The organism is Streptomonospora nanhaiensis (assembly GCF_026642255.1).
GTDB lineage: Bacteria > Actinomycetota > Actinomycetes > Streptosporangiales > Streptosporangiaceae > Nocardiopsis > Nocardiopsis tropica.
Genome location: NZ_CP113264.1, coordinates 5,288,803 through 5,313,682, shown reverse-complemented (window position 1 = coordinate 5,313,682; position 24,880 = coordinate 5,288,803). Strand labels below are relative to the sequence as shown.

At 75.4% G+C, this 24,880-nt stretch carries 21 protein-coding genes and 1 riboswitch; of the genes, 14 read left to right on the top strand and 7 right to left on the bottom strand.

Annotated features, from left to right (window positions below; genetic code table 11):
- Window positions 1-136 precede the first annotated feature (136 nt).
- The 6 genes from ruvC to OUQ99_RS22980 all read left to right on the top strand — a co-directional run bounded on the left by ruvC (window position 137) and on the right by OUQ99_RS22980 (window position 6,618).
- On the top strand, window positions 137-685 hold the full coding sequence (gene ruvC, locus OUQ99_RS23005; RefSeq protein WP_267950462.1) for a crossover junction endodeoxyribonuclease RuvC: 549 nt from the start codon (window positions 137-139) through the stop codon (window positions 683-685).
- Window positions 686-735: 50 nt separating this feature from the next.
- Window positions 736-1,350, top strand: coding sequence for a Holliday junction branch migration protein RuvA (gene ruvA / locus OUQ99_RS23000; RefSeq protein ID WP_267945871.1), 615 nt, complete (start codon window positions 736-738; stop codon window positions 1,348-1,350).
- 14 nt (window positions 1,351-1,364) lie between these two features.
- Entirely contained in the window at window positions 1,365-2,516 is a 1,152-nt protein-coding gene (gene ruvB, locus OUQ99_RS22995) for a Holliday junction branch migration DNA helicase RuvB (RefSeq protein WP_267945870.1), read from the top strand.
- Between the two features lie 347 nt (window positions 2,517-2,863).
- Entirely contained in the window at window positions 2,864-3,229 is a 366-nt protein-coding gene (gene yajC, locus OUQ99_RS22990) for a preprotein translocase subunit YajC (RefSeq protein WP_267945869.1), read from the top strand.
- A 118-nt stretch (window positions 3,230-3,347) separates the two neighbouring features.
- Entirely contained in the window at window positions 3,348-3,902 is a 555-nt protein-coding gene (locus OUQ99_RS22985; protein WP_267945868.1) for an adenine phosphoribosyltransferase, read from the top strand.
- Window positions 3,903-4,443: 541 nt separating this feature from the next.
- A complete protein-coding gene (locus tag OUQ99_RS22980; RefSeq protein ID WP_276567169.1) occupies window positions 4,444-6,618 on the top strand; it encodes a RelA/SpoT family protein in 2,175 nt (724 codons plus the stop codon).
- A 105-nt stretch (window positions 6,619-6,723) separates the two neighbouring features.
- Here OUQ99_RS22980 and OUQ99_RS22975 read toward each other — a convergent pair whose 3' ends face one another.
- The 4 genes from OUQ99_RS22975 to OUQ99_RS22960 form a co-directional block, all read right to left on the bottom strand.
- Window positions 6,724-7,191 carry a nitroreductase/quinone reductase family protein gene (locus tag OUQ99_RS22975; RefSeq protein ID WP_267945866.1) on the bottom strand — a complete coding sequence of 156 codons (468 nt, stop codon included), beginning with the start codon at window positions 7,189-7,191 and terminating at the stop codon, window positions 6,724-6,726.
- A 169-nt stretch (window positions 7,192-7,360) separates the two neighbouring features.
- Window positions 7,361-8,551: an acyl-CoA dehydrogenase family protein gene (locus OUQ99_RS22970; protein WP_267945865.1), complete on the bottom strand. Its 1,191-nt coding sequence runs from the start codon at window positions 8,549-8,551 to the stop codon at window positions 7,361-7,363.
- The gene (locus OUQ99_RS22965) at window positions 8,548-9,909 is read right to left on the bottom strand and encodes a CaiB/BaiF CoA transferase family protein (protein WP_431061438.1); all 1,362 of its coding nucleotides are present in this window, start codon (window positions 9,907-9,909) and stop codon (window positions 8,548-8,550) included. Before OUQ99_RS22965 ends, OUQ99_RS22970 begins: the two co-directional genes overlap by 4 nt.
- 7 nt (window positions 9,910-9,916) lie before the next feature.
- On the bottom strand, window positions 9,917-10,300 hold the full coding sequence (locus tag OUQ99_RS22960; protein WP_267945864.1) for a DUF3870 domain-containing protein: 384 nt from the start codon (window positions 10,298-10,300) through the stop codon (window positions 9,917-9,919).
- Window positions 10,301-10,674: 374 nt separating this feature from the next.
- Window positions 10,675-10,789: riboswitch (SAM riboswitch) on the top strand.
- A 60-nt stretch (window positions 10,790-10,849) separates the two neighbouring features.
- Here OUQ99_RS22960 and OUQ99_RS22955 point away from each other — a divergent pair.
- From OUQ99_RS22955 to OUQ99_RS22935, 5 genes are all read left to right on the top strand, one after another.
- On the top strand, window positions 10,850-12,220 hold the full coding sequence (locus tag OUQ99_RS22955) for an aminotransferase class V-fold PLP-dependent enzyme (protein WP_267945863.1): 1,371 nt from the start codon (window positions 10,850-10,852) through the stop codon (window positions 12,218-12,220).
- Window positions 12,221-12,459: 239 nt separating this feature from the next.
- Entirely contained in the window at window positions 12,460-13,269 is an 810-nt protein-coding gene (locus OUQ99_RS22950) for an ABC transporter ATP-binding protein (RefSeq protein WP_267945862.1), read from the top strand.
- Window positions 13,266-15,857: an ABC transporter permease gene (locus OUQ99_RS22945; RefSeq protein WP_267945861.1), complete on the top strand. Its 2,592-nt coding sequence runs from the start codon at window positions 13,266-13,268 to the stop codon at window positions 15,855-15,857. Before OUQ99_RS22950 ends, OUQ99_RS22945 begins: the two co-directional genes overlap by 4 nt.
- A gap of 304 nt (window positions 15,858-16,161) precedes the next feature.
- A complete protein-coding gene (locus tag OUQ99_RS22940; protein WP_267945860.1) occupies window positions 16,162-16,869 on the top strand; it encodes an SAM-dependent methyltransferase in 708 nt (235 codons plus the stop codon).
- A complete protein-coding gene (locus OUQ99_RS22935; protein ID WP_267945859.1) occupies window positions 16,860-17,402 on the top strand; it encodes a DinB family protein in 543 nt (180 codons plus the stop codon). Before OUQ99_RS22940 ends, OUQ99_RS22935 begins: the two co-directional genes overlap by 10 nt.
- Window positions 17,403-17,438: 36 nt before the next feature.
- On the opposite strand, the gene OUQ99_RS22930 is transcribed toward OUQ99_RS22935, so the two are convergent.
- Window positions 17,439-19,631, bottom strand: coding sequence for a primosomal protein N' (locus OUQ99_RS22930; protein ID WP_267945858.1), 2,193 nt, complete (start codon window positions 19,629-19,631; stop codon window positions 17,439-17,441).
- A gap of 109 nt (window positions 19,632-19,740) precedes the next feature.
- On the opposite strand from OUQ99_RS22930, the gene fmt reads away from it, so the two are divergent.
- The gene (gene fmt / locus OUQ99_RS22925) at window positions 19,741-20,676 is read left to right on the top strand and encodes a methionyl-tRNA formyltransferase (protein ID WP_267945857.1); all 936 of its coding nucleotides are present in this window, start codon (window positions 19,741-19,743) and stop codon (window positions 20,674-20,676) included.
- A 75-nt stretch (window positions 20,677-20,751) separates the two neighbouring features.
- On the top strand, window positions 20,752-22,221 hold the full coding sequence (locus OUQ99_RS22920; protein WP_267945856.1) for an RsmB/NOP family class I SAM-dependent RNA methyltransferase: 1,470 nt from the start codon (window positions 20,752-20,754) through the stop codon (window positions 22,219-22,221).
- A 302-nt stretch (window positions 22,222-22,523) separates the two neighbouring features.
- Here OUQ99_RS22920 and OUQ99_RS22915 read toward each other — a convergent pair whose 3' ends face one another.
- Window positions 22,524-23,522, bottom strand: a complete 999-nt coding sequence (locus OUQ99_RS22915) for a hypothetical protein (RefSeq protein WP_267945855.1) — start codon at window positions 23,520-23,522, stop codon at window positions 22,524-22,526.
- A gap of 3 nt (window positions 23,523-23,525) precedes the next feature.
- Window positions 23,526-23,921 carry a hypothetical protein gene (locus OUQ99_RS22910; protein WP_267945854.1) on the bottom strand — a complete coding sequence of 132 codons (396 nt, stop codon included), beginning with the start codon at window positions 23,919-23,921 and terminating at the stop codon, window positions 23,526-23,528.
- 272 nt (window positions 23,922-24,193) lie between these two features.
- Here OUQ99_RS22910 and rpe point away from each other — a divergent pair, with 272 nt between their 5' ends.
- A complete protein-coding gene (gene rpe, locus OUQ99_RS22905) occupies window positions 24,194-24,865 on the top strand; it encodes a ribulose-phosphate 3-epimerase (RefSeq protein WP_267945853.1) in 672 nt (223 codons plus the stop codon).
- Window positions 24,866-24,880 lie beyond the last annotated feature (15 nt).

The following is a 24,880-nucleotide window of genomic DNA, read 5'->3' as shown; positions in this document are numbered from 1 at the left end:
ATCGCGCGGGGCGTGCCGGTCAGGCGGGGGAGGCGACACGCCCGGGCGGACGGACGGCGGGGGGTCGGCGCCCACCGCTAGCATGGTGCGAACGGACGTTCGAGGACATGCGCGAAGACGGGCGAGGGTGGGCGGAGTGCGAGTGTTGGGGATCGACCCGGGGTTGACCCGGTGCGGGGTCGGTGTCGTCGAGGGGGCCATCGGCAAGCCGCTCACCCTCCTCGGGGCCGACGCCGTCCGCACCAGCCCCGACACCGAGCTGCCCCAGAGGCTCGTCGGCATCGAGCGCGGGATCGAGGAGTGGCTGGACCGGTTCCGGCCCGACGCGGTCGCCGTCGAACGGGTCTTCGCCCAGCACAACCTCAGCACGGTCATGGGCACGGCCCAGGCCAGCGGCATCGCCCTGGTGTGCGCCGCGCGCCGGGGCCTGCCCGTCGCCCTGCACACACCGAGCGAGGCCAAGGCCGCCATCACCGGCAGCGGCCGCGCCGACAAGGCGCAGGTCGGCACCATGGTGGCGCGTATCCTCGGACTCGACGGTCCTCCCAGGCCCGCGGACGCGGCGGACGCCGTCGCCCTCGCCATCTGCCACATCTGGCGCGGCGGGGCGCAGGCCCGGGTCGCCCAGGCCGCACAGGACTTCGCCCGCAAGGTGGAACTCGCCCGCCGCACCCGCGGCCGCTAGCTCCCCGCCCCCAGGAAGGAGAAGGGCACCGCCCCCGGTGCCCGCACGAGATGATCGCGTTCCTCACCGGCCGGGTGGCCGCACGCGGCGCCGGCAGCGCCGTGATCGACGTCGGCGGGGTCGGCATGACCGTCCAGTGCACCCCCTCCGCCCTGTCCCGGCTCCACGTCGGCGAGACCGGCACCGTGTCCACCAGCCTCATCGTCCGCGAGGACTCCCTGACCCTGTTCGGGTTCGCCGACGACGACGAGAGGCACCTGTTCGAGCAGTTGCAGACCGCGTCCGGGGTCGGACCGCGACTGGCCCTGGCGATCCTCTCCGTCCACAGCCCGGCCGGCCTGCGCCAGGCCGTGGCGACCGAGGACACCGCTGCCCTGACCCGTGTGCCGGGCATCGGGAGGAAGGGCGCGCAGCGCATCGTCCTGGAGCTGGCGGGCAAGCTGGAGTCGCCCGTCCTCACCGACGGCACGCTGCCCCCCGCGGAGGGGGCCCCGGCGGGGGCGTCCGACGCCGCCCGGCGCGCGCAGGTCGTCTCCGGCCTCGTCAACCTCGGCTGGTCGGCCAAGGACGCCGAGGCCGCCGCGGCCGCCGTCACCGCCGAGTCCGCGAGCACCGACGTCGCCGTCCTGCTGCGCACCGCCCTGCGCAGGCTCAGCCGCGCCTAGGAGGAAGGCACCCCATGCACGAACCGTACGAGTCCGGCGAGGCCCACGGGGCCGCCCCGTACGAGCGCGAGGCGGTCTCCTCCGACGCCAGCCTCGACGACCGCCAGGTCGAGGGCGCCCTGCGCCCCCGCGCCCTGGACGAGTTCGTCGGGCAGGAGCGGGTGCGCGAGCAGCTCTCCCTGGTGCTCGACAGCGCCCGGAGGCGCAACCGGGCCCCGGACCACATCCTCATGTCCGGGGGCCCCGGCCTGGGCAAGACCACCCTGGCCATGATCATCGCCGCCGAGATGGGCGCCCCGCTGCGCATCACGTCGGGCCCGGCCATCGAGCGCTCCGGCGACCTGGCGGCCGTCCTCTCCACCCTCCAGGAGGGCGAGGTGCTGTTCCTGGACGAGATCCACCGGATGGCCCGGCCCGCCGAGGAGATGCTCTACGTCGCGATGGAGGACTACCGGGTCGACGTCGTGGTCGGCAAGGGCCCCGGCGCGACCGCCATCCCCCTGGAGATCGCCCCGTTCACCCTGGTCGGGGCCACCACCCGGGCGGGCATGCTGCCCGCCCCGCTGCGCGACCGGTTCGGTTTCACCGCGCACATGGACTTCTACTCCCCGGACGAGCTGGAGCTGATCCTGCACCGCTCGGCGGGTCTGCTCGGGGCGCCCCTCGCGGAGGACGCGGCCCGGGAGATCGCCGGGCGCTCGCGCGGGACGCCCCGTATCGCCAACCGGCTGCTGCGCCGGGTGCGCGACTACGCCGAGGTCCGGGGGGATGGGCAGCTGTCGCTGCGGACCGCCCGTGCCGCGCTCGAGCTGTACGAGGTCGACGGCCTCGGCCTGGACCGGCTGGACCGCGCCATCCTCGACGTCCTCATGCACCGCTTCCGCGGGGGCCCCGTCGGCCTGTCCACGCTCGCGGTGTCGGTGGGGGAGGAGGCGGAGACCGTGGAGGTCGTCGCCGAGCCGTTCCTCGTCCGGTCCGGCTTCCTGGCGCGCACCCCGCGCGGCCGGGTGGCCACGCCGCAGGCCTGGGCGCACATGGGCCTCACCCCGCCGCCGGACGCCGCGTTCGGCGCGGGGTCCGCCGGTCCCGCGTCCGCCGGGGCCTCCGCGCCCGGCACCGCCGCGGGGGCCGGCGCCGGGGGCGGTGCCTCCGGGACGACGCCCTGACCGGACGGTCCGCGGCGCCTCCTGACCGGGCGGGCTGACAGGGGGCGTCGCACCGGGCACAATGGGTCCCGCGTGTGTGAAACGGGGCTGAACCGTTAACACTCCGATCTCCGGCGGTGGGGGATCGGTGACCGGCGCCACGTAAACTTTGGACGAATCAGCCGATACGGGGCAGGGCTCCGTACGTGTTGTCCGACACCGGCGGAACGACTCGGCCGCCCCGCGCGTTGTACGTGCCGGGTGTGGTCCGGATCGTTCCGGGTTCGGGCGACACGAAGAAGGTGGCCGCCGGAGTGCCCCACCGGCACCCGCGGACCACATGACGAAACGTCAGGAAGGACGCCCCCGTGCAGGGCCTTTACCATCTCGCCGACGCAGCAGAGCCCACGGGCGGGCTTCTCGGCATGCTCTTCCCGTTCCTGATGATCATCCTGGTCTTCTGGCTGCTGTTCTGGCGCCCGAACCAGAAGCGCCGCCAGCAGGAGGCGCAGATGCAGAGCGCGCTGGCCCCGGGCGTCGAGGTGATGACCAAGGCTGGCATCTTCGCGACCATCGTCGAGATCCACGAGCAGGACGTCCTGCTGGAGATCGCCCCCGGCACGCGGATCCGCATGCTCAAGGCCGGTGTGGGCGAGGTCATCACCCCCGCCGTGGACGACACCCCGGTCGAGGACCGTCCCGACTTCGGCGACGACGACAAGCCCAAGGGCTGAGGCCCCCGGGCCCCGGCGGGTCCACAGACTTCGGTACCGGCCCCCCTCCGGGGCCGGTACCGCCGTGTCCGGCCCGGACGCGACCGCCCCGACACCACAGCAGAAGGTTCCACCGAACATGCCCCACGACACCGCGACCGCGGACGGCGCCCCGAGCACGGAGCTCATCGAGGCGCAGATCCGCGACATCCCGGACTTCCCGCACGCCGGCATCCTGTTCAAGGACATCACGCCGCTGCTCAACCACCGGGAGGCCTTCGCGGCCGCCGTGGACGGCCTCTGCGCGCCCTACCGCGGGCTCGGGGTGGACCACGTGGTCGGGCTGGAGGCGCGCGGCTTCATCTTCGGGGCGCCGGTCGCCATGGAGCTGGGCGCGGGCTTCGTCCCCGCCCGCAAAGCGGGGAAACTGCCCGCGCGGACCATCGACCAGTCCTATGATCTGGAGTACGGGACCGCGACCGTCGAGATCCACGCCGACGCGATCGTCCCGGGCAGCCGCGTGCTCATCGTCGACGACGTCCTCGCGACCGGGGGCACCGGCAGGGCCGCGGTGGACCTGGTCCGCAAGGCGGGTGGTACGGTCGTGGGATTCTCCGTCCTGATGGAGCTCTCAGCGCTCCACGGCCGCGAGAAGTTGCCCGACGTGGAGCTGCACGCCCTCCTCTCGGCCTGACCCCGAGCCGCGCCGAGCCAGGCGCCGCCGCCGCGGGAATGCGCGGCGGTTCGTCACCGTTGACGTACTCCACCACGGGATGTGACGCGTTTGGTGACCCGGGTCACCCGTTGTCGTACCTGGTGGGGTGGGGTCGGGGGCCGAACACTAGACTGGTGGGAGAGGTACCGCGGCGACCATGTCACGACTGGCCCTGATGACACGCACGTGCACCGGTGGAGCCGGGCGGCGCTGACGGCGCCCGCGCCCCCGGGCGAATCCGCGGGAGGTAGGCATGCCAAGCGAAGTGGTTTCGACCGGGGCGGTATCCGCGAGCGAGCCGCGGCGGCCCGCCGTGCCGGGAGGGCACGCGGACGGCACCGGTGTGCCGTCCGCGGACGCAGGACCACAGGAGGGCCGTCCGGAGGGCGCCGCGAACGGAGCGGCGCCCTCCGACGTCTACGGGGAGGGGACGCCGAGGCATCCGGCGCCCTCCGCGACGCCCTCCACCGTGCGAGTACGCAGAAGGCTCGCCCGACTCGGCGCCCAGCGGGGAGTGACGATGAACCCGGTGCTCGAACCACTGATCAAGACCGTGCGGGCCACCCATCCCAAGGTGGACGTGCGGCTGATCGAGCGCGCCTACGAGGTGGCGGCCCACCACCACCGCGAGCAGAAGCGCAAGAGCGGCGACCCCTACATCACCCACCCGCTCGCGGTCGCCACGATCCTCGCCGAGCTGGGGATGCAGGAGGCCACCCTCGCCGCCGCGCTGCTGCACGACACCGTCGAGGACACCGACTACTCGCTGGACGAGCTACGCGCCGACTTCGGCGACGAGATCGCCGAGCTCGTCGACGGCGTCACCAAGCTCGACAAGGTCAAGTACGGCGAGGCCACCCAGGCCGAGACGGTGCGCAAGATGGTCGTGGCGATGGCCCGCGACATCCGCGTCCTGGTCATCAAGCTGTGCGACCGGCTGCACAACATGCGCACCCTGCGCTACCTGCCGTCCAAGGCGAAGAGGGAGAAGAAGGCCCGCGAGACCCTGGAGATCTTCGCCCCGCTGGCCCACCGGCTGGGCATGAACACCATCAAGTGGGAGCTGGAGGACCTGGCGTTCGCCACCCTCTACCCCAAGCGCTTCGACGAGATCGCCCGCCTGGTGTCCGAGCGCGCCCCCCGGCGCGACGTCTACCTCCAGGAGGTCATCGAGGCGGTCTCGGGCGACCTGCGCGAGTCCAAGCTCAAGGCGACCGTGCGCGGGCGCCCCAAGCACTACTACTCGATCTACCAGAAGATGATCGCCCGCAACTGCGGCTTCGACGAGATCTACGACCTCATCGCCGTGCGGGTCCTGGTGGACAGCGTCCGCGACTGCTACGCGGCCCTCGGGACCATTCACGCGCGGTGGAACCCCGTGCCCGGGCGGTTCAAGGACTACATCGCGATGCCCAAGTTCAACATGTACCAGTCGCTGCACACGACGGTGATAGGGCCCTCGGGCAACCCGGTCGAACTCCAGATCCGCACCAGGGCGATGCACCGCCGTGCCGAGTACGGAATCGCCGCGCACTGGAAGTACAAGGAGGACCGCAACAGCGGCCCCGAGGCCAGGCCCAAGGGCAGCACGGACATGCAGTGGCTGCGCCAGCTCATCGACTGGCAGCAGGAGACCAAGGACCCGGGCGAGTTCCTGGAGTCGCTGCGGTTCGACCTGTCGGTGCAGGAGGTGTTCGTCTTCACCCCCGACGGCGACGTCATCCCCCTGCCCCAGGGCGCCACCGCCGTCGACTTCGCCTACGCGGTCCACACCGAGGTCGGCCACCGCACGGTCGGGGCCAGGATCAACGGCCGCCTCGTCCCGCTGGAGAACGAGCTGCACAACGGCGAGACCGTGGAGATCCTCACCTCCAAGACGCCCGACGCCGGTCCCAGCCGGGACTGGCTGAACTTCGTCAAGAGCGCGCGCGCCCGCAACAAGATCCGGCACTGGTTCACGAAGGAGCGCCGCGAGGCGGCGATCGACCAGGGCAAGGACGAGATCGCGAAGGTGATGCGCAAGCAGGAGCTCCCGGTCAAGCGCCTGTTCAGCGGCGAGGCGCTCATCGCCCTGGCCGGCGACCTGCGCTATCCGGACGTGGACTCCCTCTACGCGGCCGTGGGCGAGCACCAGGTCAGCGCGCAGAGCGTGGTGGCCAAGCTCGTCGACTCGCTGGGCGGGCTGGAGAGCCACACCGAGGACATCGCGGAGTCGTCCCTGCCCACCAAGGCGCCGCGCCAGCGCCAGGCGGGCAACCCCGGCGTGGTCGTGGAGGGCGACGCCGACGTGTGGGCGCGCCTGTCCAAGTGCTGTACGCCGGTCCCCGGCGACGAGATCGTCGGTTTCGTCACCCGCGGGAACGGCGTGTCCGTGCACCGCGAGGACTGCGTGAACGCCGCGACCCTGGACACCGAGCGCATGGTCAAGGTGGACTGGTCGCCCACCGAGGACTCGATGTTCCTGGTGGCGTTGCAGGTGGAGGCGCTGGACCGGTCCCGCCTGCTCTCCGACATCACGCGGGTGCTGTCCGACCAGCACGTCAACATCCTGTCCGCGACCGTCCAGACGAGCCGCGACCGGGTCGCCCAGAGCCGGTTCACGTTCGAGATGGCCGACCCCGCCCACCTGGGCAGCGTGCTCCGCGCCGTCCGCGGCGTGGACGGCGTCTACGACGTCTACCGGGTCCGCAACTAGGGGCCGGCAGGTCCTCTCGCGGGCCGGTGCCGCCCCGGACGGAGGGAGGCCCCGGCCGTGCCCTCGCGGGCCGGCCGGGGCCTCCTCGTGTTCCCGCGCCCGGTGTCAGATCCGGATCGTCGTGGAACGCACGATCTCGAAGACCGGGTGCCGGTCGGCCTCCTCCGCGAACGCCTCGTCCGGGGCGTCCGGCGGCGCGTCGAAGTACGGCCCCACGACGGCGGCCCGCGGGTGGTTGACGTACTCCTTGAGCAGGGGTCCCGCCTCCTCGTGCCCGAGTTCGCGCACGCTCACCAGTTCGATCCAGCCGCCCTGGCGCAGGGTCGCGAACCCGTCCTTGCGGATGTTGCGCACCCAGTCGACCTCGCCGTACGGGGAGACCAGGAACCTGCCCCGGTCGCTGTCCAGCACGTCGAGCGGGACGGTCCGCAGGAAGCCCGACTTGCGCCCGCGCGTGGTGAGCAGGTGGGTCGCGGGCGTCCCCAGGCCGTACTTGACCAAGCCGCTGACGAAGGCGTTGGCGACCCGCCGTACCCGCGTCATCTCGAACCGCTTCGTCGGTTCGTTCACCATCTCGGCAACTCCCTCGATCGGATGCTCCCCATTGTGGTGGTTCCGGGCGGCCGACGACACCGGCAGAGGGCCGTGATCCCGCCTCCTGGCCGCTCCGCCCGTGCCGCGGGCCCCCTCTCCGCCCCGTCTCCCGGGGCGCCGTGCGGACCGGGGGCCCGGAGGGCCCGGGTCAGCGGAACGCGGAGATCCCGGTCACCGCCTGGCCGATGCTGAGCGCGTGGATCTCCTCGGTGCCCTCGTAGGTGGCGACCGTCTCCAGGTTCACCATGTGGCGCATCACCGGGTACTCCAGGGTGATGCCGTTCGCGCCGTGGACCCCGCGCGCGGTGCGCGCGACCCGCTGGGCCGCGGCCACGTTCGCGAACTTGCCGAAGCTCACGTGGTTGTGGTGGCAGTCCCCCCGGTCCTTGAGGCGGCCGATCCGCAGCGCCGTCATGCCCGCGTGGTTGACGTCCACGACCATGTCGGCGAGCTTGCGCTGGGTGAGCTGGAACCCGCCGATCGGCTGCCCGAACTGCTCGCGTGTCGCCGCGTACTCCAGGGCCGCCTCGTAGCAGGCGCGCGCGGCGCCGACGGCGCCCCACACGATGCCGTAGCGGGCCTCGTTCAGGCACGACAGGGGCGCCCCCAGGCCCTTCGACGCGGGCAGCACCGCGTCGGCGGGCAGGCGCACACCCTCCAGGACGAGTTCGGAGGTGATGGACGCGCGCAGCGACAGCTTCCTGTGGATGACGTTGGCGGAGAACCCGGGGGTGTCGGTGGGCACCACGAACCCGCGGATGCCCTCCCCGGTGGCCGCCCACACCACGGCCACGTCGGCGACGGACCCGTTGGTGATCCACATCTTGGTGCCGTCGAGCACCCAGTCCGTGCCGTCCCTGCGGGCGCGGGTGCGCATGGAGCCCGGGTCGGAGCCGGAGTCGGGCTCGGTCAGCCCGAAGCAGCCGACGACCTCGCCCGCCGCCATCCTCGGCAGCCACGCGCCCTTCTGCTCCTCGGCGCCGAACTTGTGGATGGCGGCCATGGCCAGCGAACCCTGCACTGACACGAAACTGCGCAGACCCGAGTCGACGGCCTCCAGTTCGCGGCAGGCCAGCCCGTAGGCCACGGCGCTGGAGCCGCCGCAGCCGTACCCCTCCAGGTGCATGCCCAGGAGCCCGAGGTCCCCGAAGGCCCTGGCGAGCCCGCGCGGGTCGGGCAGGGTGCCCGCGTCGAACCACTCGGCCACGTTCGGCAGCAGTTCCCGCGAGGCGAAGCCGCGCACGGCGTCGCGGACGTCCCGCTCGGTGTCGGACAGTTCGGCGTCGAGGGCCAGGAAGTCGTGCGGGTCCGGGGCGGCGGGCCTGCGGGAGTCGCTCATGGGTGGGTGTCCCTTCGTGGTGCGTCGGCCGGTGCGGCCTGGGGCGGGGTTGCGGGGGCGGTCCGGCGGTCGGCCGCCGGCGCGGGGCCGGGCTCCTGGACGGCCCCGCGCCCGATCATCGCGTCCACGCGCGCCGCGTCCACGCCGAGTTCGGCGAGGATCCGGCGGGAGTGCTGTCCCAGGAGCGGCGGGGCCGTGAGCGGCGGTGGGGCGCCCTCCAGCCGGAACCCCGCCCGGACCTGTTCGATCGGGCCCGCCGTGGGGTGCTCCACGGTGCGCAGGACGTCGTCGCCGGCGGCGTCGGCCGTGCGCAGCGCGTCCAGCACCCCGCGCACCCGCCCCACCGGGACCCCGGCCCCGACCAGCAGGTCCATCCAGTGGTCGGCCGGCTCGGCGCGCAGGACGGCCGACAGCTCCCCCACCAGTTCGTCGCGGTGGGCCACGCGTCCCGGGTTGGTGGCGTAGCGCGGGTCCTCGGCCAGGTCGGGGCGGTCCAGTGCCCGGCACAGCCGCTGGTACAGGGCGTCGTTGCCGGCGGCGACCACGATCTCGGCGTCGGAGGCCGGGAAGACCTGGTAGGGCACGATCGTGGTGTGGGCGTTGCCGACACGGGCCGGCTCCGCCCCCGTCACGAGCGCCTGCTGTGTGAGGTTGACCAGGCCGGACAGCGTGGAGTTGATCAGCGACGCGCTGACGTTCTCGCCGCGGCCGGTCGCGCGGGCCCTCGTCAGCGCCCCGAGGATGCCGACGGCGGCGTTGAGCCCGGTCAGCACGTCGGTGAGGGCGACCCCCACCTTGCTCGCCGGCCCCTCGGCCGGGCCCGTGGTCGCCATCAGGCCGCTCTCGGCCTGCACGACGATGTCGAACCCGGGGCGGGCGGCCGGCTCGTGCTCCGGGCCGAAGCCGCTCACGGAGCAGTAGACGACGGCGGGGTTGCGCGCGCTCACCGCCTCGTAGCCGAGCCCGAGCCGGTCGATCACGCCGGGACGGAAGTTCTGGACGACCACGTCGGAGGACGCGCACAGCTCCTGGACGGCGGCCAGGCCCTCGGGGTCCTTCAGGTCCACGGCCAGGCTGCGCTTGTTGCGGTTCACCGACAGGAAGTAGGCGGCCTCGCCGGGGCCCCCGCCCCCGTCGGTGGGGCCCGCCCAGGGCGGGCCCCACGCCCGGGTGTCGTCGCCGCGGCCTGGCTGCTCGACCTTGACCACCTCCGCGCCCATGTCGGCGAGGAGCATGGTGGCGTACGGGCCCGCCAGGACGCGGGAGAGGTCGGCGACGCGCACCCCCGCCAGGGGCAGCGGGACGGCCGGGCCGGCGGGGTCGGGCGCGGGGCCCGCGCCGGATCGGATGTCTGTCACGGGGATGTCACTCCTCGGCGTCGGCGCCGCCGGGCAGCTGGTCGCCCTCCCGCAGCTGGTGGTAGGACTCCAGGCAGCGGCGCAGGGCCGTGGTCAGCGCGGCGCCGGACTGGCCGGCGTACCGCGTCTGCACCCGGCCGACCAGCTCGGCGATGTCCTCGGTGACCGAGGCCCCCTCGACCAGGGCGCGGAAGAAGTCCTTGCCCAGGTCGGTGAGCAGGGTGGTGTCCGCGGCGACGATGCGGCCGTCCGCGGTGTCCACGGCGAGGACGACGCCGAGCCGCTGGTACTGGGAATGGCTGGCCACGGAGTCGGGAAGACGGGCGTAGCCGGAGATGAGGACAACCCTGGGGTTGCGGAGAACCTGCTGGATACGGTCGTCGCCGTGCAACGGACACACCTCTCGCTCGCGGGCATGCGAAAACTCCAACGCTCTGGAGTCTCGCGCCTGGAGGGCGGCCGGGGGAAACCGGGCGCCCGCGGCGTGAGGGCAGGCACCCCAAGTATGTCCTGACCGGTTCGGCGGCTGTCAAGCGGGGCGCGGCCCGTACGGCGGACCCGCGGGGGCCGGCCCGTTCCGTACGCCCCCTCGGCCCCGCGCCCTCCGGAGCGGCCGTGAGCCTCGCGCCCGGCCGCCCGTACGGATCGCTCCGCCGGTCCTCCCGCGTGGTCGGCCCTTGCGCGCCCCGGTCCCGCCGGTGTGCGGCCCGGGCCACAGGGGATCCCCTGGTCCCTCCCGGGGCGCGTGTGCTAGCCTGCCTCGCAGGTCACGAGTACCAGCGCTAAGCCCCGGCTTGCTGGTCGGCAACCCTCCTTCCGCGGTGGGGTGCCCCGGGTGAGGACCAGGTCCCGACACGACCGTGTCGGACAAGCGCGGACCCCTGTGGTGTAGCCGTGACGGCGCCCCCGCGGGTCCCACGACCCGCAGAAGAGGTGCCCCATGACCGTCGTCAGCCCCATCCACACCGCGCGCTCGTTCCGTTCCGCCGCCCCGTCCGCACACCCCTCGGGCGGCGCCGCCGGGTGCACGGTCGTCGCCTCGGACGAGGGCGTCCCCCTGGTCACCGGCGAGCGCGTGGAGTACGCGAACTTCGACTACGCCGCCAGCGCCCCCTGCCTGACCCCCGTCGCGGACGCCCTGGCCGACGCGCTGCCCTACTACGCGAGCGTGCACCGGGGTGCGGGCCACCACTCCCAGGTGAGCACCGACGCCTACGAGCGGGCCCGCCGCAGCGTCGCCCGCTTCCTCGGGGCCCGCTCGGAACCCGCCGACGCGGTGGTGTTCGTGCGGGGCACCACCGACGCCCTCAACCTCCTGGCCCGCTCCGTGCCGGAGGGCTGCACGGTCGTGGTGTTCGAGACCGAGCACCACGCAGCCCTCCTGCCCTGGGAGCACCCCGCCGCACGGGCCGGGAGAGTGGTCCGCCTGCCGCTGCCCGCCACCCCCGAGGCGGCCGTCGAGGCGGCCCGCACCGCGCTGCGGGAGTCCCCCGAGGGCCCCAGGCTCCTGTGCGTGACCGCCGCCTCCAACGTCACGGGCGAGATCTGGCCGGTCGGGGAACTGGTCGCGGCCGCGCACGCCGAGGGCGCCCGCGTGGTCGTGGACGCCGCCCAGTACGTGCCGCACCTGCCGTTCGGCCTGGAGGAGACCGGCGCCGACTACGTGGCGCTGTCCGCGCACAAGCTCTACGCGCCCTTCGGCTCCGGGGTGCTGGCCGGCCGCGCCGACTGGCTGCGCGAGGCCACCCCGTACCTGTCCGGGGGCGGCGCCACGCGCCTGGTCACCGAGCACGAGGTGGTGTGGAACGACCTCCCCGCGCGCCACGAGGCGGGCAGCCCCAACGTGCTCGGCGCCGTGGCCCTGGCCGCCGCCTGCGACACCCTCACCCCCGACGTACAGGGACTCCTGCACATCCGCGAGTCCGCTCTGCTGGAGCGGCTGCGTGCCGGGCTCGCCGACGTGGAGGGCGTCACTGAGCTGACCCTGTGGGGCGACGAGCACCCGAGGGTCGGCATCGTCTCGTTCACGGTGGACGGCCTGCCCGCCGACCTGCTGGCCGCGGCGCTCTCCGCCGAGCACGGCATCGGGGTGCGGGACGGGCTCTTCTGCGCCCACCCGCTCACCCGGCACCTGCTGCCCGAGGGCCACGCCCAGGCGGTCCGGGCGAGCCTGGGGATCGGGACGACCCCGGAGCACGTGGACCGGCTCGTCGGCGCGATCGCCGACCTGGTCGCCCACGGGCCGGCCTGGGAGTACGCCGACTGCGACGGCCGACTGGCCCCGGTCCCGGACCCGCGCAACGTGCTCTGACACCGGAGCGGAGCCCGGAAGGAGGCGCCCCGGCGGCCGGCAGGCCGCCGGGGCGCGACCGCGCCCGGCACCGCGGGCCCCGCAGGCGGGCCCGGCGCCGCGATGGTGGTGCTGGCTGTAGCTCCCGTCGGCCAGCGCGCAGCATGGTGCGCCTGTACCGGGCTCCGTAGTGTCGTCAGGGACGTGGACGGCCCCTCCCGAGCCACGTCCTCCCCGACGCCGACCTGCGAGGACTCGCCATGCCCGCCCCTTTCCGCACCCCCACGCGCACAGCTCCGGGCGGCCGGACCCCCGCACCGGGCGCCGTGGGCGGCCCCGCCGGGGCCGCGGTCGCCCTCACGGCGGTCCACCGCTCCTACACCGACGGCGACGGCCGCGTGTCCGCCCTGGACGGGGTCACCCTCAGGGTCCCCCGGGGGACCTTCCTCGCCGTCATGGGGCCCTCCGGCTCCGGCAAGAGCACCTTGCTCAACTGCGCCTCCGGCCTGGACCGCGTCACCTCCGGCACGGTCGAGATCGGCGGGAGGGACATCAGCGGGCTCCGGGAACCGGACCTCACCGTCTTCCGCCGCGACCACGTGGGGTTCGTCTTCCAGTCCTACAACCTGGTCCCCACCCTCACGGCGGAGGACAACATCACCCTTCCGCTGCGCCTGGCCGGGGTGCGGCCGGACGCCGCGTGGATCGACGAGCTCGTCCGCAGGGTGGGTGTGGCGGACCGGCTGGGACACCGGCCCTCGGAGCTGTCCGGCGGCCAGCAGCAGCGGGTCGCCATCGTGCGCGCGCTCGCTGCCCGGCCCGACATCGTCTTCGCGGACGAGCCCACCGGCGCCCTCGACGGCGCCACCGCCGACCGGACGCTGTCCCTGCTCAGGGGGATCGTGGACGACCTCGGCCAGACCGTCGTCATGGTCACCCACGACCCCGCCGCCGCGGCCCGGGCCCACGACACCGCCGTGATGGCCTCGGGGCGCGTCGTGGACCTCCTCCACGCGCCCGCCGCCGCGGACCTCGCCGGACGCCTCGCCTCCCTGGGGGCGGACCGATGACCGGGACGCCCGACGTACGTCCCGCCCCCGGCCGCGGGGGCCACGGGTCCCTGGCGCTGAAGCTGGCCCGGGGCCGCGCCGCGTCCCTGGCCGCGGTCGCCGTCGCGGCCCTCGGCGGGTCCGCGCTCATCACGGTCGGCGGGGTCGTCGCCGACACCGGTGTCCGCTCCGTCCTCCCGGCCGGCCGGCTCGCGGGCGCCGACGTCGTGGTCACGGCCCCCCAGAGCGTGGAGGTGCCCGAGGACCTCGACATCGCCCTTCCCGAACGGGCGCCCGTCCCCGGGACCGTGGTGGACGCGCTGGCCGAGCTGTCCGAGGTCGGCCTGGCCGTCGGCGACGTGGGTTTCCAGGCCGCGGTCCTGGGTGAGGACGGGCCCGTGGCGGGCGCCGATCCGCGCACCGCCGGGCACGGGTGGTCCTCGGCCTCCCTGGCGGGAGGGGGCGTCCTGACCGGCGAGCCGCCGAGCGCCCCCGGCGAGGTGGTCCTGGACCGCGCCTCGGCGGGGGCGTCGGGCGCGGAGGTCGGCGGGGAGGTCCGCCTCGTGGCAGGAGGCCGGACGGCCGCGTATCGGCTGACCGGCGTCCTGGACACCCCGGCGCCCTTGATCCTCGTGGACGACTCCACCGCGTCGGACCTGGCCGGACGCTCAGAAGGCCCCCGCGAGGGCACCGTAGACCTGGTCGGCCTGCACGCCGCGGAGGGCGTCACCGACGCCGAACTCCGTTCCGCGGTGGAGGCGAGCGCCGTGTTCGGCGAACACGGCCTCGTCGCCCTCGGCGGCGACCGGCGCGGCGACGCGGAGTCGCCGGGGGCGTCGGCCGCACGGTCGGAGCTGGTCGCGATCGCCGCCTCGCTCAGCGGCACCGTCCTGATCGTCGTCGGTTTCACGGTCGCCGGCGCCCTCTCGGTGTCCGTCGCGGCCCAGCGCCGGGACCTCGCCCTCCTTCGGGCGGTCGGCGCCACCCCGCGCCAGATCCGCCGCCTCGTCGCCTTCCCCAACCTGATCGCCACCGCCCTGGCCCTGCCCTTCGGGATCGCCGCGGGCTACCTGCTGGGGGACGGTGCGCTCCGGGGCCTCGCCGCACTGGGGATGACGCCCACGGGCCTGCCCGCCGTCCTCGGGCCCGTGCCCGGTCCGGCCGCCGCGGTCCTGACCCTCCTCGCGGTGTGGGCGGCCTGTGCGGGAGCGGTCCGCCGCACCGCGGGGGCCGCCCCCGTCGACGCCCTCGCCGAGTCCGTCGCCGAACCGCGTGCCCCGGGCCGCGCGCGCACCTGGGCGGGGACCGCCCTGCTGGTGCTCTCGGTGGCCGCGTCGGTGCCCGCGCTGGTCCTGGACGCCACGGAGGCGGTGGCCGGCGCGGCCGTGGCGTCACTGGTGGCGGCGGTCGGCCTGGCCCTGGCGGGACCGGCCCTGGTCCGCCGGGTGAGCGGGATCGCCGTCCGTCTGCTGCCCGCCCGGGTCTCCCCGCTGACCTGGCTCGCCGTGCAGAACCTGCACGGGCACTCCGTCCGGGTGGCCGGCGCGGCGAGTGCCCTGGCCATGACGGTGGCCTTCACCCTGGGGCAGACCTACGCGCAGACCTCGCTCTCGGCCGCGGGCGGCGCCCAGCGCGCGGCCGGGGAGAAGGCCGACCTGGTGGTGACCGCACCCGGCCTGGGCGGGGTTCCCGCAGGCCTCGCGGAGGAGGTCCGCCGGTCGCCCGCGGTGGAGGAGGCCGTCGCGGTCACTCCGACCGCGGTGGTGGGCGCCGGCGGCTTCGCCCTGCCGGGGGAGGAGCCCGGGACGACGCACATGGAGGCGGCCGCCCAGGTCGTCGGCCCGGGGGCGCAGCGGGTCCTGGACCTGGACGTGGTCGAGGGGGACCTGGGGAGGCTGTCCGGGAGGACGGTCGCGGTGAGCGCCTCGGCGGCGCGCCACTTCGGCACCGGTCTGGGGGAGACGTTCGCGTTCCGGACCGGCGACGGCGCGCGGGTCGACGCGGAGGTCGTCGCCGTGTACCGCAGGGACCTGGGATACGGGTCGGTCACCCTTCCGTCGGACCTGGCGCGGGGCCACGTCACCGGCGACGTCGACGCGCGGCTCCTGGTCCTGGCGGCTCCGGGGCAGGAGGACGAGGCGCGCCGTGTACTGGAGGCGGCGGCCGAGGGCTACCCCGGGGCGGAGGTCGCGGAGGCGGGAGCCGCGGAGGAGGGCGCGCGGGGGCCGGACGCCGGCGCCGTCCTCAACCTGGTCGTCCTGCTGGCGCTGGTCGGCTACATGGTGCTGTCGGTCGCCAACCGGCTCGCCGCCCAGACCCTGCAGCGGCAGGGCGAGGTGGACGCCCTGCGGGCGATCGGGACGACGCCGGGGCAGACCCGGTCGGTGCTGCGCAGGGAGGCCGCGATGATCGCCCTCGGCGCCAACGCCGCCGGGCTCCTGGCCGTGCTGTTCCCGCTCCTCTGCGTGGGCGTGGGCCTGCTCGGGAGGCCCTTCCCCGCAGGCCCGCTCTGGCCGGTGCCCGTGGCGGTCCTGGGCGTGTCGGCCGTGGCCTGGCTGTGCGTGGCGGTGCCCGCCAGGAGGCTGACCACCTCCCCGACGCGCCGTTGAGCCGAGGCGGGCGGACGGGCGGAGAAGGGGGCGCGGCGGCGCCGGAAGAGCCGTCGCGCCCCTGGCGTCCGGGGCCTCCGGCGGCGCCCGTCAGGGCTTCCGGCACGGATGTTCCGGAACCTTGCGTCGCACGAGGCAACAAACAGTACAACAGGGCATATTTCACTCCAGGGTGTGCCGGGGATCACTTTCCCAACCTGTAGCATCGGGCCCTGACGGCATGGCGCGACGCCGACGGGCCCGACCGGTCCGCTCCTCGGCGCGTCCTGCCTCCCACGAGCGAACCGGCTGGGGGAGCGTGACCGTGACGGACGTCCGAGGACCCGAGGCAGGCCCGCTCGCGGCCGTGTCCAGGCAGCGGCCACCCGCGCAGGTCCCCGGACGGCGGTCGCGCGTGGTCAGCCTCGACCCGCGCGGGGCCGAACCCCCCGCCTCCCGCCAGGGCGAGGCCACCCGCCTGCACCAGGCCTTCCTCGGCAGGGTCATCGACTACCTGCGCGTCGACGCCGGCGTCCGCCAGTTCGTCGACTGGGGGTGCCCGGTGCCCGGCACGGCCGAGCGCGTGCACGCCGGCGACCCCGGGGCCACCGTCGTCCACCTGGTCCCGCACGGGGCGGCCGGCATGCTCCCCACCGCGGGTGCGGCCGTGCTCTCCGGGGACGGCTCCGGACCCGACGGACTCCTGCGCCGCCTGGGCGCCTCCGGGCTCGTCGACTTCGACGAGCCCGTCGCCGTCCTGATGACCCGCCCCTTCACCGCCGACGACCCGCCCGGCGGCGTCGCGGGCCTCCACGCCCTCATGCGCGGCGGCGGCTACCTCGCCCTCGCGTCCCCCGCTCCCCGGGCCGTGGTCGAACGCGCCTTCGGCCCCTTCCGCCCTGTTGAACCCGGGGTGGCCGACCTGCGATGGTGGCCCTATCCGGACGAGGACGTCTCCGACAGGGGGACCGGGACCCTGGCGGGGCTCGGCCGCGCGCCGGGGAGCGGAAGGGGGGACCGCCGATGGCGGTGAACTGGACGGGCGAGGTCCTGGCACAGCTCCAGTTCTACTGGGAGTACTCGCTGTGGCCGCGGCTGGAGGGGCTGACCGACGCCGAGTACCACTGGCTCCCGGCGCCCGGGGCCTGGACCGTGCGGGAGGGGGAGGACGGGCGGTACCGGCCGGACTCCGCGGTCCCCGAGCCCGAGCCCCCGCCCGTGACCACCATCGCCTGGCGGCTCGGACACCTCGTCGTGGACGTCCTGGAGACCCGCGTCAACTGGCACTTCGGCGACCGCACCTACACCCGGGAGAGCGTCAACTGGCCCGGCGACGCGGCCGAGGCCAAGCAGCGTCTGCGCCACGCCTACGAGACCTGGTCCGAGAACATCCAGGGCCTCGACGAGGACGGCCTCGCCGCGCAGGTGGGCGGCACCGAGGCGCGGCAGTGGGAGGACTTCCCGATGGTCGCCCTCGTGCTGCACGTCAACCGGGAGATCATCCACCACGGGGCGGAGATCGCGCTGCTGCGCGACCTCTACCGCGCCGGGCCCGCCCGGAGCTGAGCCGGGGCGGGCGCCTCCCGGCTGCCCGTCGACGGGTCAGAGCACCTGCAGCGGGTCCACCCGTACCTGGGCGAGGTGCTCGTCCCCGCGGGCGCTGCGCGCCGACGCCGCGGCCTTCAGCGAGCGGGCCAGCGCGCCCACCCCCTCGCGGGGCACCCGGAGCAGCGCGCGCTCCGTGGGCGGCGCGCCCTCGGCGACGGGGCCGCGCTCCGAGGCCACCGGCACGGGCCCGAGCACCTCGGCGCACTCGGGCAGCTCCACCTGGGCGAGCAGTTCGCGCACGTCGTCCACGGCGCCGGTGATCGACGCCATCGTCACGGCGGGGGGGAACCCCAGCTCCCTGCGCTCGGCCAGTTCCCGTGCGGCGAAACCGCCCGGGTCCCAGCGCACCAGGGCCTGCACCACCGGCAGCGACGCCTCCGCGGACACCACCACGGTGCCGCCCGGCCGCACCAGCGCTGCGGCGTTGAACCAGCGGCGCAGCGTCTCCTCCGAAGCGCGCAGGTCGGCCCTGTTCAGCAGGGCCCAGCCGTCCAGGAGCACCGCCGCCGCGTACCCGCCGCCCCTGACCACCGGTTCGGCCCCGGGGGTGGCCACCACCAGGGACGGCTTGTCCGGGACCTCCGGCAGCACCTCGTCGCGCCCGGACGTGCGCACGGTGAGGGAGGGAAAGGCCCGGCCCAGCTCCTCGGCGGTGCGGCGGGCCCCCACCACCACCGCGCGCATCCGGGAGGCCCCGCAGTCGGGGCACGTCCACTGCCCGGCCACCCGTCCGCACCAGCCGCAGGAGGGCAGGGCGTCCGCCTCGCGGATCGCGAGCGGCCCGCGGCAGCCGTCGCAGCGCGCGGGTTCGCGGCAGCCCGCGCAGGCCAGGGTGTTGAGGTAGCCACGGCGCGGAACCTGGAACAGCACCGGCCCGGTCCTGGCCGCGTCCCGCGCCGACTTGAGGGCCAGGCTCGGCATGCGGGCGGTGCGGGCGGCCTCGTCCCGGGCGAGTTCGCGGTCGTCCCCCGCGGGCTTGACGAGCGGGGCCCGGCGGCGCAGCGTCGCGCGGTCCGCGACCAGCGGGTGCGCCCAGCCGGACTCGACCAGGAGCTGGGCGTCCGTGGTGCGGGTGTGCCCGCCGAACAGCGCCCCCGACCCCGTCTGGTGCGCCCGCATGGCCAGCACGGTGCGGGCGTGCGGATAGGGGGTGTGCGGGTCGGCGTGGACGTCGTCGCCGTCGTCCCAGAGCACGACCAGACCGAGGTCGCGGACGGGGGCGAAGATCGCGGTGCGGGTCCCCACGACCACCCGGACCCCTCCGCGCAGGACCGACAGCCAGCGCCGGTAGCGCGGGGTCGGTCCGAGGTCGGCGGGCAGGGCGACGTGCCGCCCCCCGCCCAGGCGCCGCACCATCGCGGCGTCCACCGCCTCGACGTCGCGGCTGTTGGGGAGCACCACCACCGTCCCGCGCCCCGCAGCGAGGGCGGCCCCGGCGGCCACCGCGATCGCGTCCGGCCAGTCGTTCCCGGGGAGGGCGTTCCACACCGCGCGCGCCGCGCGCCCCTCGCGCAGGGCCGCGACGAAGGCGGGCCCCTCGGGGTAGTCCGCCCAGGGGCCGCAGTCGGCCCCCGGGGCCTCGGCCGAGGGTTCCGCGCCCCCGGGCTCGGCTGCCCCGGTCCCGCCCGGGGGCTCGGCGGAGGGTTCCGCGGTCGGTTCCGCGGGGCCTGCCTCCGCGTCCTCCGCGTCCCCCGCCGGGGCGTCCGCGTCAGGGACGGCCTCGCGCTCGACCCGCGCCCGGCGCGGCGGGACGGCCAGCCTGACCACGTCGTGCAGGTTGCCCGCGTACCGTCCGGCCACGGCCCGGGCCAGTTCCAGGATCTCCGGCGTGAGGACCGGCTCCGGGGAGACCACCTCGGACAGGTAGGCGAGCCGGCCGTCGAACTCCGAGCGCTCCACCCGCTCCGCGATGAACCCGCCGAGCAGCCGGTGGCGGAAGGCGACCTTCACCCTGCAGCCTGGGACGGCGGCCTCGTCCAGGTCGGCGGGGACCCGGTAGTCGAAGAGCCGGTCCAGGTGGGGCAGGGGGGTGTCCACGATGACGCGCGCGACGGACAGCCGCCCGGCGGGTTTCCTCGGCGCCGGACGGGACGCCTCCTCGGCCCTGGCCCTGGCCGCGGCTCTGGGGTCCACCAGCTCCGACACGTCGAAGAGGGCGTCGCCGGGTGGATCGGACTGCGCTGTCATCACCACTGGTCTACCAGAACGGTCCGACACCGCCGCTCCTCTGCGGCGGGAGCCCCCTCCGTGACTGGTAGAACAGTGTCCCGTACGCGCAGCGGAGGGGGATCCGAACATGAAGCTCGTCTTTGCCGGAACACCGGAGGTGGCAGTGCCCTCGCTCCGGGCGCTGATCGGCTCCGAGCACGAGGTGGCGGCCGTGGTCACCCGGCCCGACGCCCGCTCCGGCCGGGGCCGCCGGATCTCCGCGAGCCCGGTGGGCGAGGTGGCCGAGGCCGAGGGCATCGAGGTCCTCAAACCCGCCAGGGCCGGTGACCCCGAGTTCCTCGCTCGCCTGGAGGAGATCGCCCCCGACTGCTGCCCCGTGGTCGCCTACGGCGCGCTGCTGCCGCAGCCGGCCCTGGACATCCCCCGCCACGGCTGGGTCAACCTGCACTTCTCCCTGCTGCCCGCCTGGCGCGGCGCCGCCCCCGTCCAGCACGCGGTGCTGCACGGCGACGACATCACCGGGGCGTCCACCTTCCGGATCGTCAAGGAGCTCGACGCCGGGCCCGTCTACGGGACCCTGACCGAGGCCGTGCGCCCCACCGACACCAGCGGGGAGCTCCTCGGACGGCTGTCCGTCTCCGGGGCCGAACTCCTGAAGCGCACCGTCGACGGCATCGCGTCCGGGCAGCTCGAACCGGTCGAGCAGCCCGCCGACGGGCTGTCCTACGCCGCCAAGCTCACCCCCTCGGACGCCGAACTCGACTTCACGCTCCCGGCGCTGCGCGTCGACAGGGTGGCCCGCGCCTGCACCCCCGCCCCCGGCGCCTGGACGACCTTCCGCGGGACCCGCCTCAAGCTCGGCCCCGTCACCCCCGTGACCGACGCGGACACCCCCGACCTCGCCCCCGGTCGGATCCACGCCGGCAAGAAGCACGTCCTGGTCGGCACCAGCACCCACCCCGTCGCCCTCGGCGAGGTGCAGCCGCAGGGCAAGCGGTCCATGGCCGCCGTGGACTGGGCGCGTGGCGTGCGTCCCACCGAAGATGACCGCCTGGGCGCGTGAGCTGCCGTAGTCTCGACCTGGCGGACCGAACGGACGTCCGCCAGGCCCCGTCCCCGGTTTGTTGAGGCAGCACAGTTGAGCGAGCAGTCCCGATCCCCGTACCGCCGGCCCCGCAGGGGCTCGAAGCCCGTACAGGGCGGTGGACAGGGGGCGTCGGGGCCGCCCGCGCCCCGTGACCCCGCCCGCCGGGTCGCCTACGACGTGCTGTGCGCCGTCGAGCAGCGCGACGCCTACGCCAACCTCCTCCTGCCCGCGCTGCTCACCGAGCGCGGCATCAGCGGGCGCGACGCGGCCCTGGCCACGGAGCTGACCTACGGCACGCTGCGGCTCCAGGGCACCTACGACGCGATCCTGGAGGCGTGCGTGGACCGCACGCTCGCCTCCGTGGACGCCGACGCGCTGCCGGTCCTGCGTCTGGGGGCCCACCAGCTGCTGTCCACGAAGATCCCGCCGCATGCCGCCGTCAGCGCCACCGTGGACCTGGCCCGCCGTGTGGTGGGCCACCACCGGGGCCGTTTCGTCAACGCCGTCCTGCGCAAGGTGTCGGCCCGCGACCTGGACGCGTGGACCGCCGTGGTCGCCCCCGACCGGGACCGCGACCCCAGCGGGTACCTGGCGGTCGTACGGAGCCACCCGCGCTGGGTGGTCAAGGAGCTCGCCCGCGCACTGGGGGAGCACTCCTCCACCGGCCTGGTCCGCACCGAGCGCCTGCTGGCCGCCCACAACGAGCGGCCCCGGGTGACGCTCGTGGCCAAGCCCGGCCGCTCGACCGTCGAGGACCTGGTGGCCGCGGGCGCGGAGGAGGGGCGCTACTCGCCCTTCGCCGCCTACCTGCCCCAGGGGGACCCGGCGGGGATCCGCGAGGTCCGCCAGAACCGGGCCGCCGTGCAGGACGAGGCCAGCCAGCTGGTCGCCCTCGCCCTGAGCCGGGTCGACGCGCACGGCGACGACGCCCTGTGGCTGGACATGTGCGCGGGCCCCGGCGGCAAGGCCGGCCTGCTGGCCTCCCTCGCCGGGCAGCGCGGGGCCCGCCTCCTGGCGTCCGAGGTCCAGCCGGCCCGTGCGGGGCTGGTCGCCACGGCGGTGCGCCGGGCCCCCCGCGACGCCGGGCGCGTGATCGCGGCCGACGGCACCAGGCCCGCCTGGCGCCCGGGCGTGTTCGACCGGGTGCTGGTGGACGCGCCGTGCACGGGCCTGGGCGCGCTGAGGCGCCGCCCGGAGTCGCGCTGGCGCCGCACCGAGACCTCCGCGGCCGACCTGGCGCCCCTCCAGCACGGCCTCCTGGCCCGCGCAGCGGACGCCGTGCGCCCCGGCGGCGTGGTGGCGTACGTGACGTGCTCCCCGCACCTGGACGAGACCGACGGCATCGTCCGGCGGATCCTCGCGGAGCGGGACGACCTGGCGCTGCTGCGCGCGGCCGACTACCTGGACGAGGTGCCGGACCTGGCCGCGGGCCCGGACGGGAACTACGTCCAGTTCTGGCCGCACGTCCACGGCACGGACGCGATGTTCCTGGCCCTGTTCCGCAAGGCGGCCCGGGACTGACCCCGGCCGGCGCCGCGCGCCGCCGGGCGCCCGGTCTGCCCGTGCCCCACGAGGGCCGTCCCGGCCCGCCGACGGGCGCGGGCGGCCGCCTCCGGGCAGCAGGACAGCGCCGTGCCGGGGAGTACGCGGCCACGGGGAACGGGGCCCGGAGGGACCTCGGGCGGGGGCCACCGGTGTTTTGTTCGAGGACGAGAGCGCACGGGCTGTTCTCGCACCTCAAGGGTGGGAAGAGGAATCGTGAAGACCGGGTGTCGCGAAATACGACACCCCCGGACGGTTCAGTGGCCACGACGCCGCGCGGGTCAGCGCGCCGGTCCCTCCGGCGCCGCGGCCGAGGAGCCGGAGGGACCGGCGGGAGCCGCCGGTGCGGGGACGGGCGGCGGCGGGGGCATGCTGGCCCTGAGCCGCAGGGTGAGCCGTTCGCCCAGGTCCCGGTCGAAACGCCCTCCGTGCCCGACCCCCGCCCGGTCGGCCAGGTCGGTCGCGTACAGCCGGACGGAGGCCTCGACCAGTGCGGCGTAGGCCTCCGCCGCGGCCCGGGTCCGCACCCACGCGATCGCGGCCAGCACCGCGGAGGCGAGCGCGGCGGGATACCACCACGCGGCCATCGGCAGGTACAGCAGCGCCCACGCGGCCAGGCCCGTGGAGCGCGACAGCGCGTCCCGCGCCTCGGCGACCTCCGTCCGGGCCTCCTCGGGCAGGACCAGCCACAGGTGCGGCCACAGCACGGCGAGGTCGGCGTCGTGGTCGCGGTCCAGGCGCGTCCGCGCCGCCCCGATACGGTCCCCGGCCCAGGTGGGGCGCTCGGGCCTCTCGGGGGAGAGCCGCGCCATGCGGTCGTAGGCGGCGGCGAAGGCGGCCTCCGCGCCCTGCCCGCCGCCCGAGCCGTCCCCGGCCGCACGGACCCGCTCCACCTCGCCGCGCAGGACGTCCCACCTGCGTCGGCGCGACTCCACCCACCGACCGGTCCAGCCCCGCAGCGGGGGCGGCCACCGGTGCCAGTCGGCGGCCGTCCACAGGCGCTCGACGATGCGCCCGGTCCCCCGGGCGAGCAGCCCCGCGGCGGAGCTCCCGGCCAGGATCGCGGCGAACACCAGGGCCTGCCCGCCGAAGGTGTCCACCCGCGGGTCCTCGGCCAGGCGCGTGATCTCCGAGACCAGGTGGCCCACGTCCCAGGCCCGGTCCCAGCCGAGCGCGTAGGCGGCGGTGGCGACCGCCAGGTACAGGGCTCCGGGCAGGGCGAGCGCGGTCACCCACCGCTCGGCGAGCCTGGTGCCCAGCTCCGACAGGAAGGCGCCCACGGCCTACGCCCTCCTGGGGGAGCGGAGCGGGAGGCCGGCGACCAGGCAGGTCGGGGGGTCCTCTGCCGGGTTCGGCTCCCAGGTCCGGTCGCACAGGCCCCGCGGGCAGCGGTACACGGCGGACGCGGGCCTGGGCAGGCCGAGGCCCGAGGGCGCCGGGTCGCGGGCGCCCACGCGGTGGGCGGCGTTGGAGTAGCCGTACAGCCCCGCCCCGTCGCCGAGGGCGACCAGGGCGCCGTGCAGCTCGTCCAGGGCGGCCGGCGCCCCGCGCCCCTCGGCCGCGGCCCTGAGCACGGCGTCCACGAGGGAGGGGCCTCCCTCCACCGCGGCGAGGCGGCCGCGGATCTCGGCTGCGTGCTCGCAGACGCTTCCCAGACGGGTCTCGGCGCCGTCGCCCATGGGGGTACCTCCGGTCGCTGGGGGGCCGACTGCGGTGAGCGTACCCCCGCGGGGCCCGGTGACGCCGGGCTTTCGCAGCTTCCCTCCCGGGCGTCCGCCACCGGCCGCGGCGAGACTGTGAATCTACGTCGTAAAGCCACGAGGGGTGGGGTCCGGCTCCCACGTGAGGAGAGGACACGGGAGAGGGGCCCGGCCCGCCGGGAGCCGCGTCCGCCCAGCTCGTCCTCCCTCTCCGGGGCGAAGCCGGCGGCCCGTCTGGCTACACTGCTGGCGTGGCAATCCAGATCTCACCCAGCATCCTGAGCGCCGACTTCGCGCATCTCGCAGACGAGGCCGCCGCGGTCTCCCCGTCCGCCGACTGGCTCCACGTGGACGTGATGGACGGGCACTTCGTCCCCAACCTCACGCTCGGCCTGCCGGTGGTCGAGTCGCTGCTCAAGGCGACCGACACCCCGCTGGACTGCCACCTGATGATCGAGGAGCCCGACCGGTGGGCCCCGGCCTACGCCGAGGCGGGCGCCGGCAGCGTCACGATCCACGCCAAAGCCGCCGCCGCCCCCGTGCGCACCCTGCGCGAGATCCGCCGCCTCGGCGCGCGGGCGGGCCTGGCCCTCAACCCGGCCGAGCCCGTCGAGCCCTACGCCGACATCGTCGGCGAGATGGACATGCTCCTGCTCATGACGGTCGAGCCCGGCTTCGGCGGCCAGAGCTTCCTCGACGTGGTCCTGCCCAAGATCCGCAGGGCCCGCGAGATCCTCGACACGCGGGAGGCCTCCGTCTGGCTCCAGGTCGACGGCGGTGTCAGCGCCGAGACCATCGAGCGCGCGGCCGAGGCCGGGGCCGACGTCTTCGTGGCGGGATCGGCCGTCTACGGAGCCCAGGACCCCGCCCAGGCCGTCGACCGCCTGCGCGCCCTCGCCGCCGGGGCGGCCGGGGCCGAGTGAGCCGGACCGGGGCCC

Bases quoted from the DNA above. Each gene is read 5' to 3' on its own strand.
- ruvA (WP_267945871.1), top strand. From the start codon at position 736: ATGATCGCGTTCCTCACCGGCCGGGTGGCCGCACGCGGCGCCGGCAGC.
- ruvB (WP_267945870.1), top strand. From the start codon at position 1,365: ATGCACGAACCGTACGAGTCCGGCGAGGCCCACGGGGCCGCCCCGTAC.
- OUQ99_RS22985 (WP_267945868.1), top strand. From the start codon at position 3,348: ATGCCCCACGACACCGCGACCGCGGACGGCGCCCCGAGCACGGAGCTC.
- OUQ99_RS22980 (WP_276567169.1), top strand. From the start codon at position 4,444: ATGAACCCGGTGCTCGAACCACTGATCAAGACCGTGCGGGCCACCCAT.
- OUQ99_RS22975 (WP_267945866.1), bottom strand. From the start codon at position 7,191: ATGGTGAACGAACCGACGAAGCGGTTCGAGATGACGCGGGTACGGCGG.
- OUQ99_RS22970 (WP_267945865.1), bottom strand. From the start codon at position 8,551: ATGAGCGACTCCCGCAGGCCCGCCGCCCCGGACCCGCACGACTTCCTG.
- OUQ99_RS22955 (WP_267945863.1), top strand. From the start codon at position 10,850: ATGACCGTCGTCAGCCCCATCCACACCGCGCGCTCGTTCCGTTCCGCC.
- OUQ99_RS22950 (WP_267945862.1), top strand. From the start codon at position 12,460: ATGCCCGCCCCTTTCCGCACCCCCACGCGCACAGCTCCGGGCGGCCGG.
- OUQ99_RS22945 (WP_267945861.1), top strand. From the start codon at position 13,266: ATGACCGGGACGCCCGACGTACGTCCCGCCCCCGGCCGCGGGGGCCAC.
- OUQ99_RS22935 (WP_267945859.1), top strand. From the start codon at position 16,860: ATGGCGGTGAACTGGACGGGCGAGGTCCTGGCACAGCTCCAGTTCTAC.
- OUQ99_RS22930 (WP_267945858.1), bottom strand. From the start codon at position 19,631: ATGACAGCGCAGTCCGATCCACCCGGCGACGCCCTCTTCGACGTGTCG.
- fmt (WP_267945857.1), top strand. From the start codon at position 19,741: ATGAAGCTCGTCTTTGCCGGAACACCGGAGGTGGCAGTGCCCTCGCTC.
- OUQ99_RS22910 (WP_267945854.1), bottom strand. From the start codon at position 23,921: ATGGGCGACGGCGCCGAGACCCGTCTGGGAAGCGTCTGCGAGCACGCA.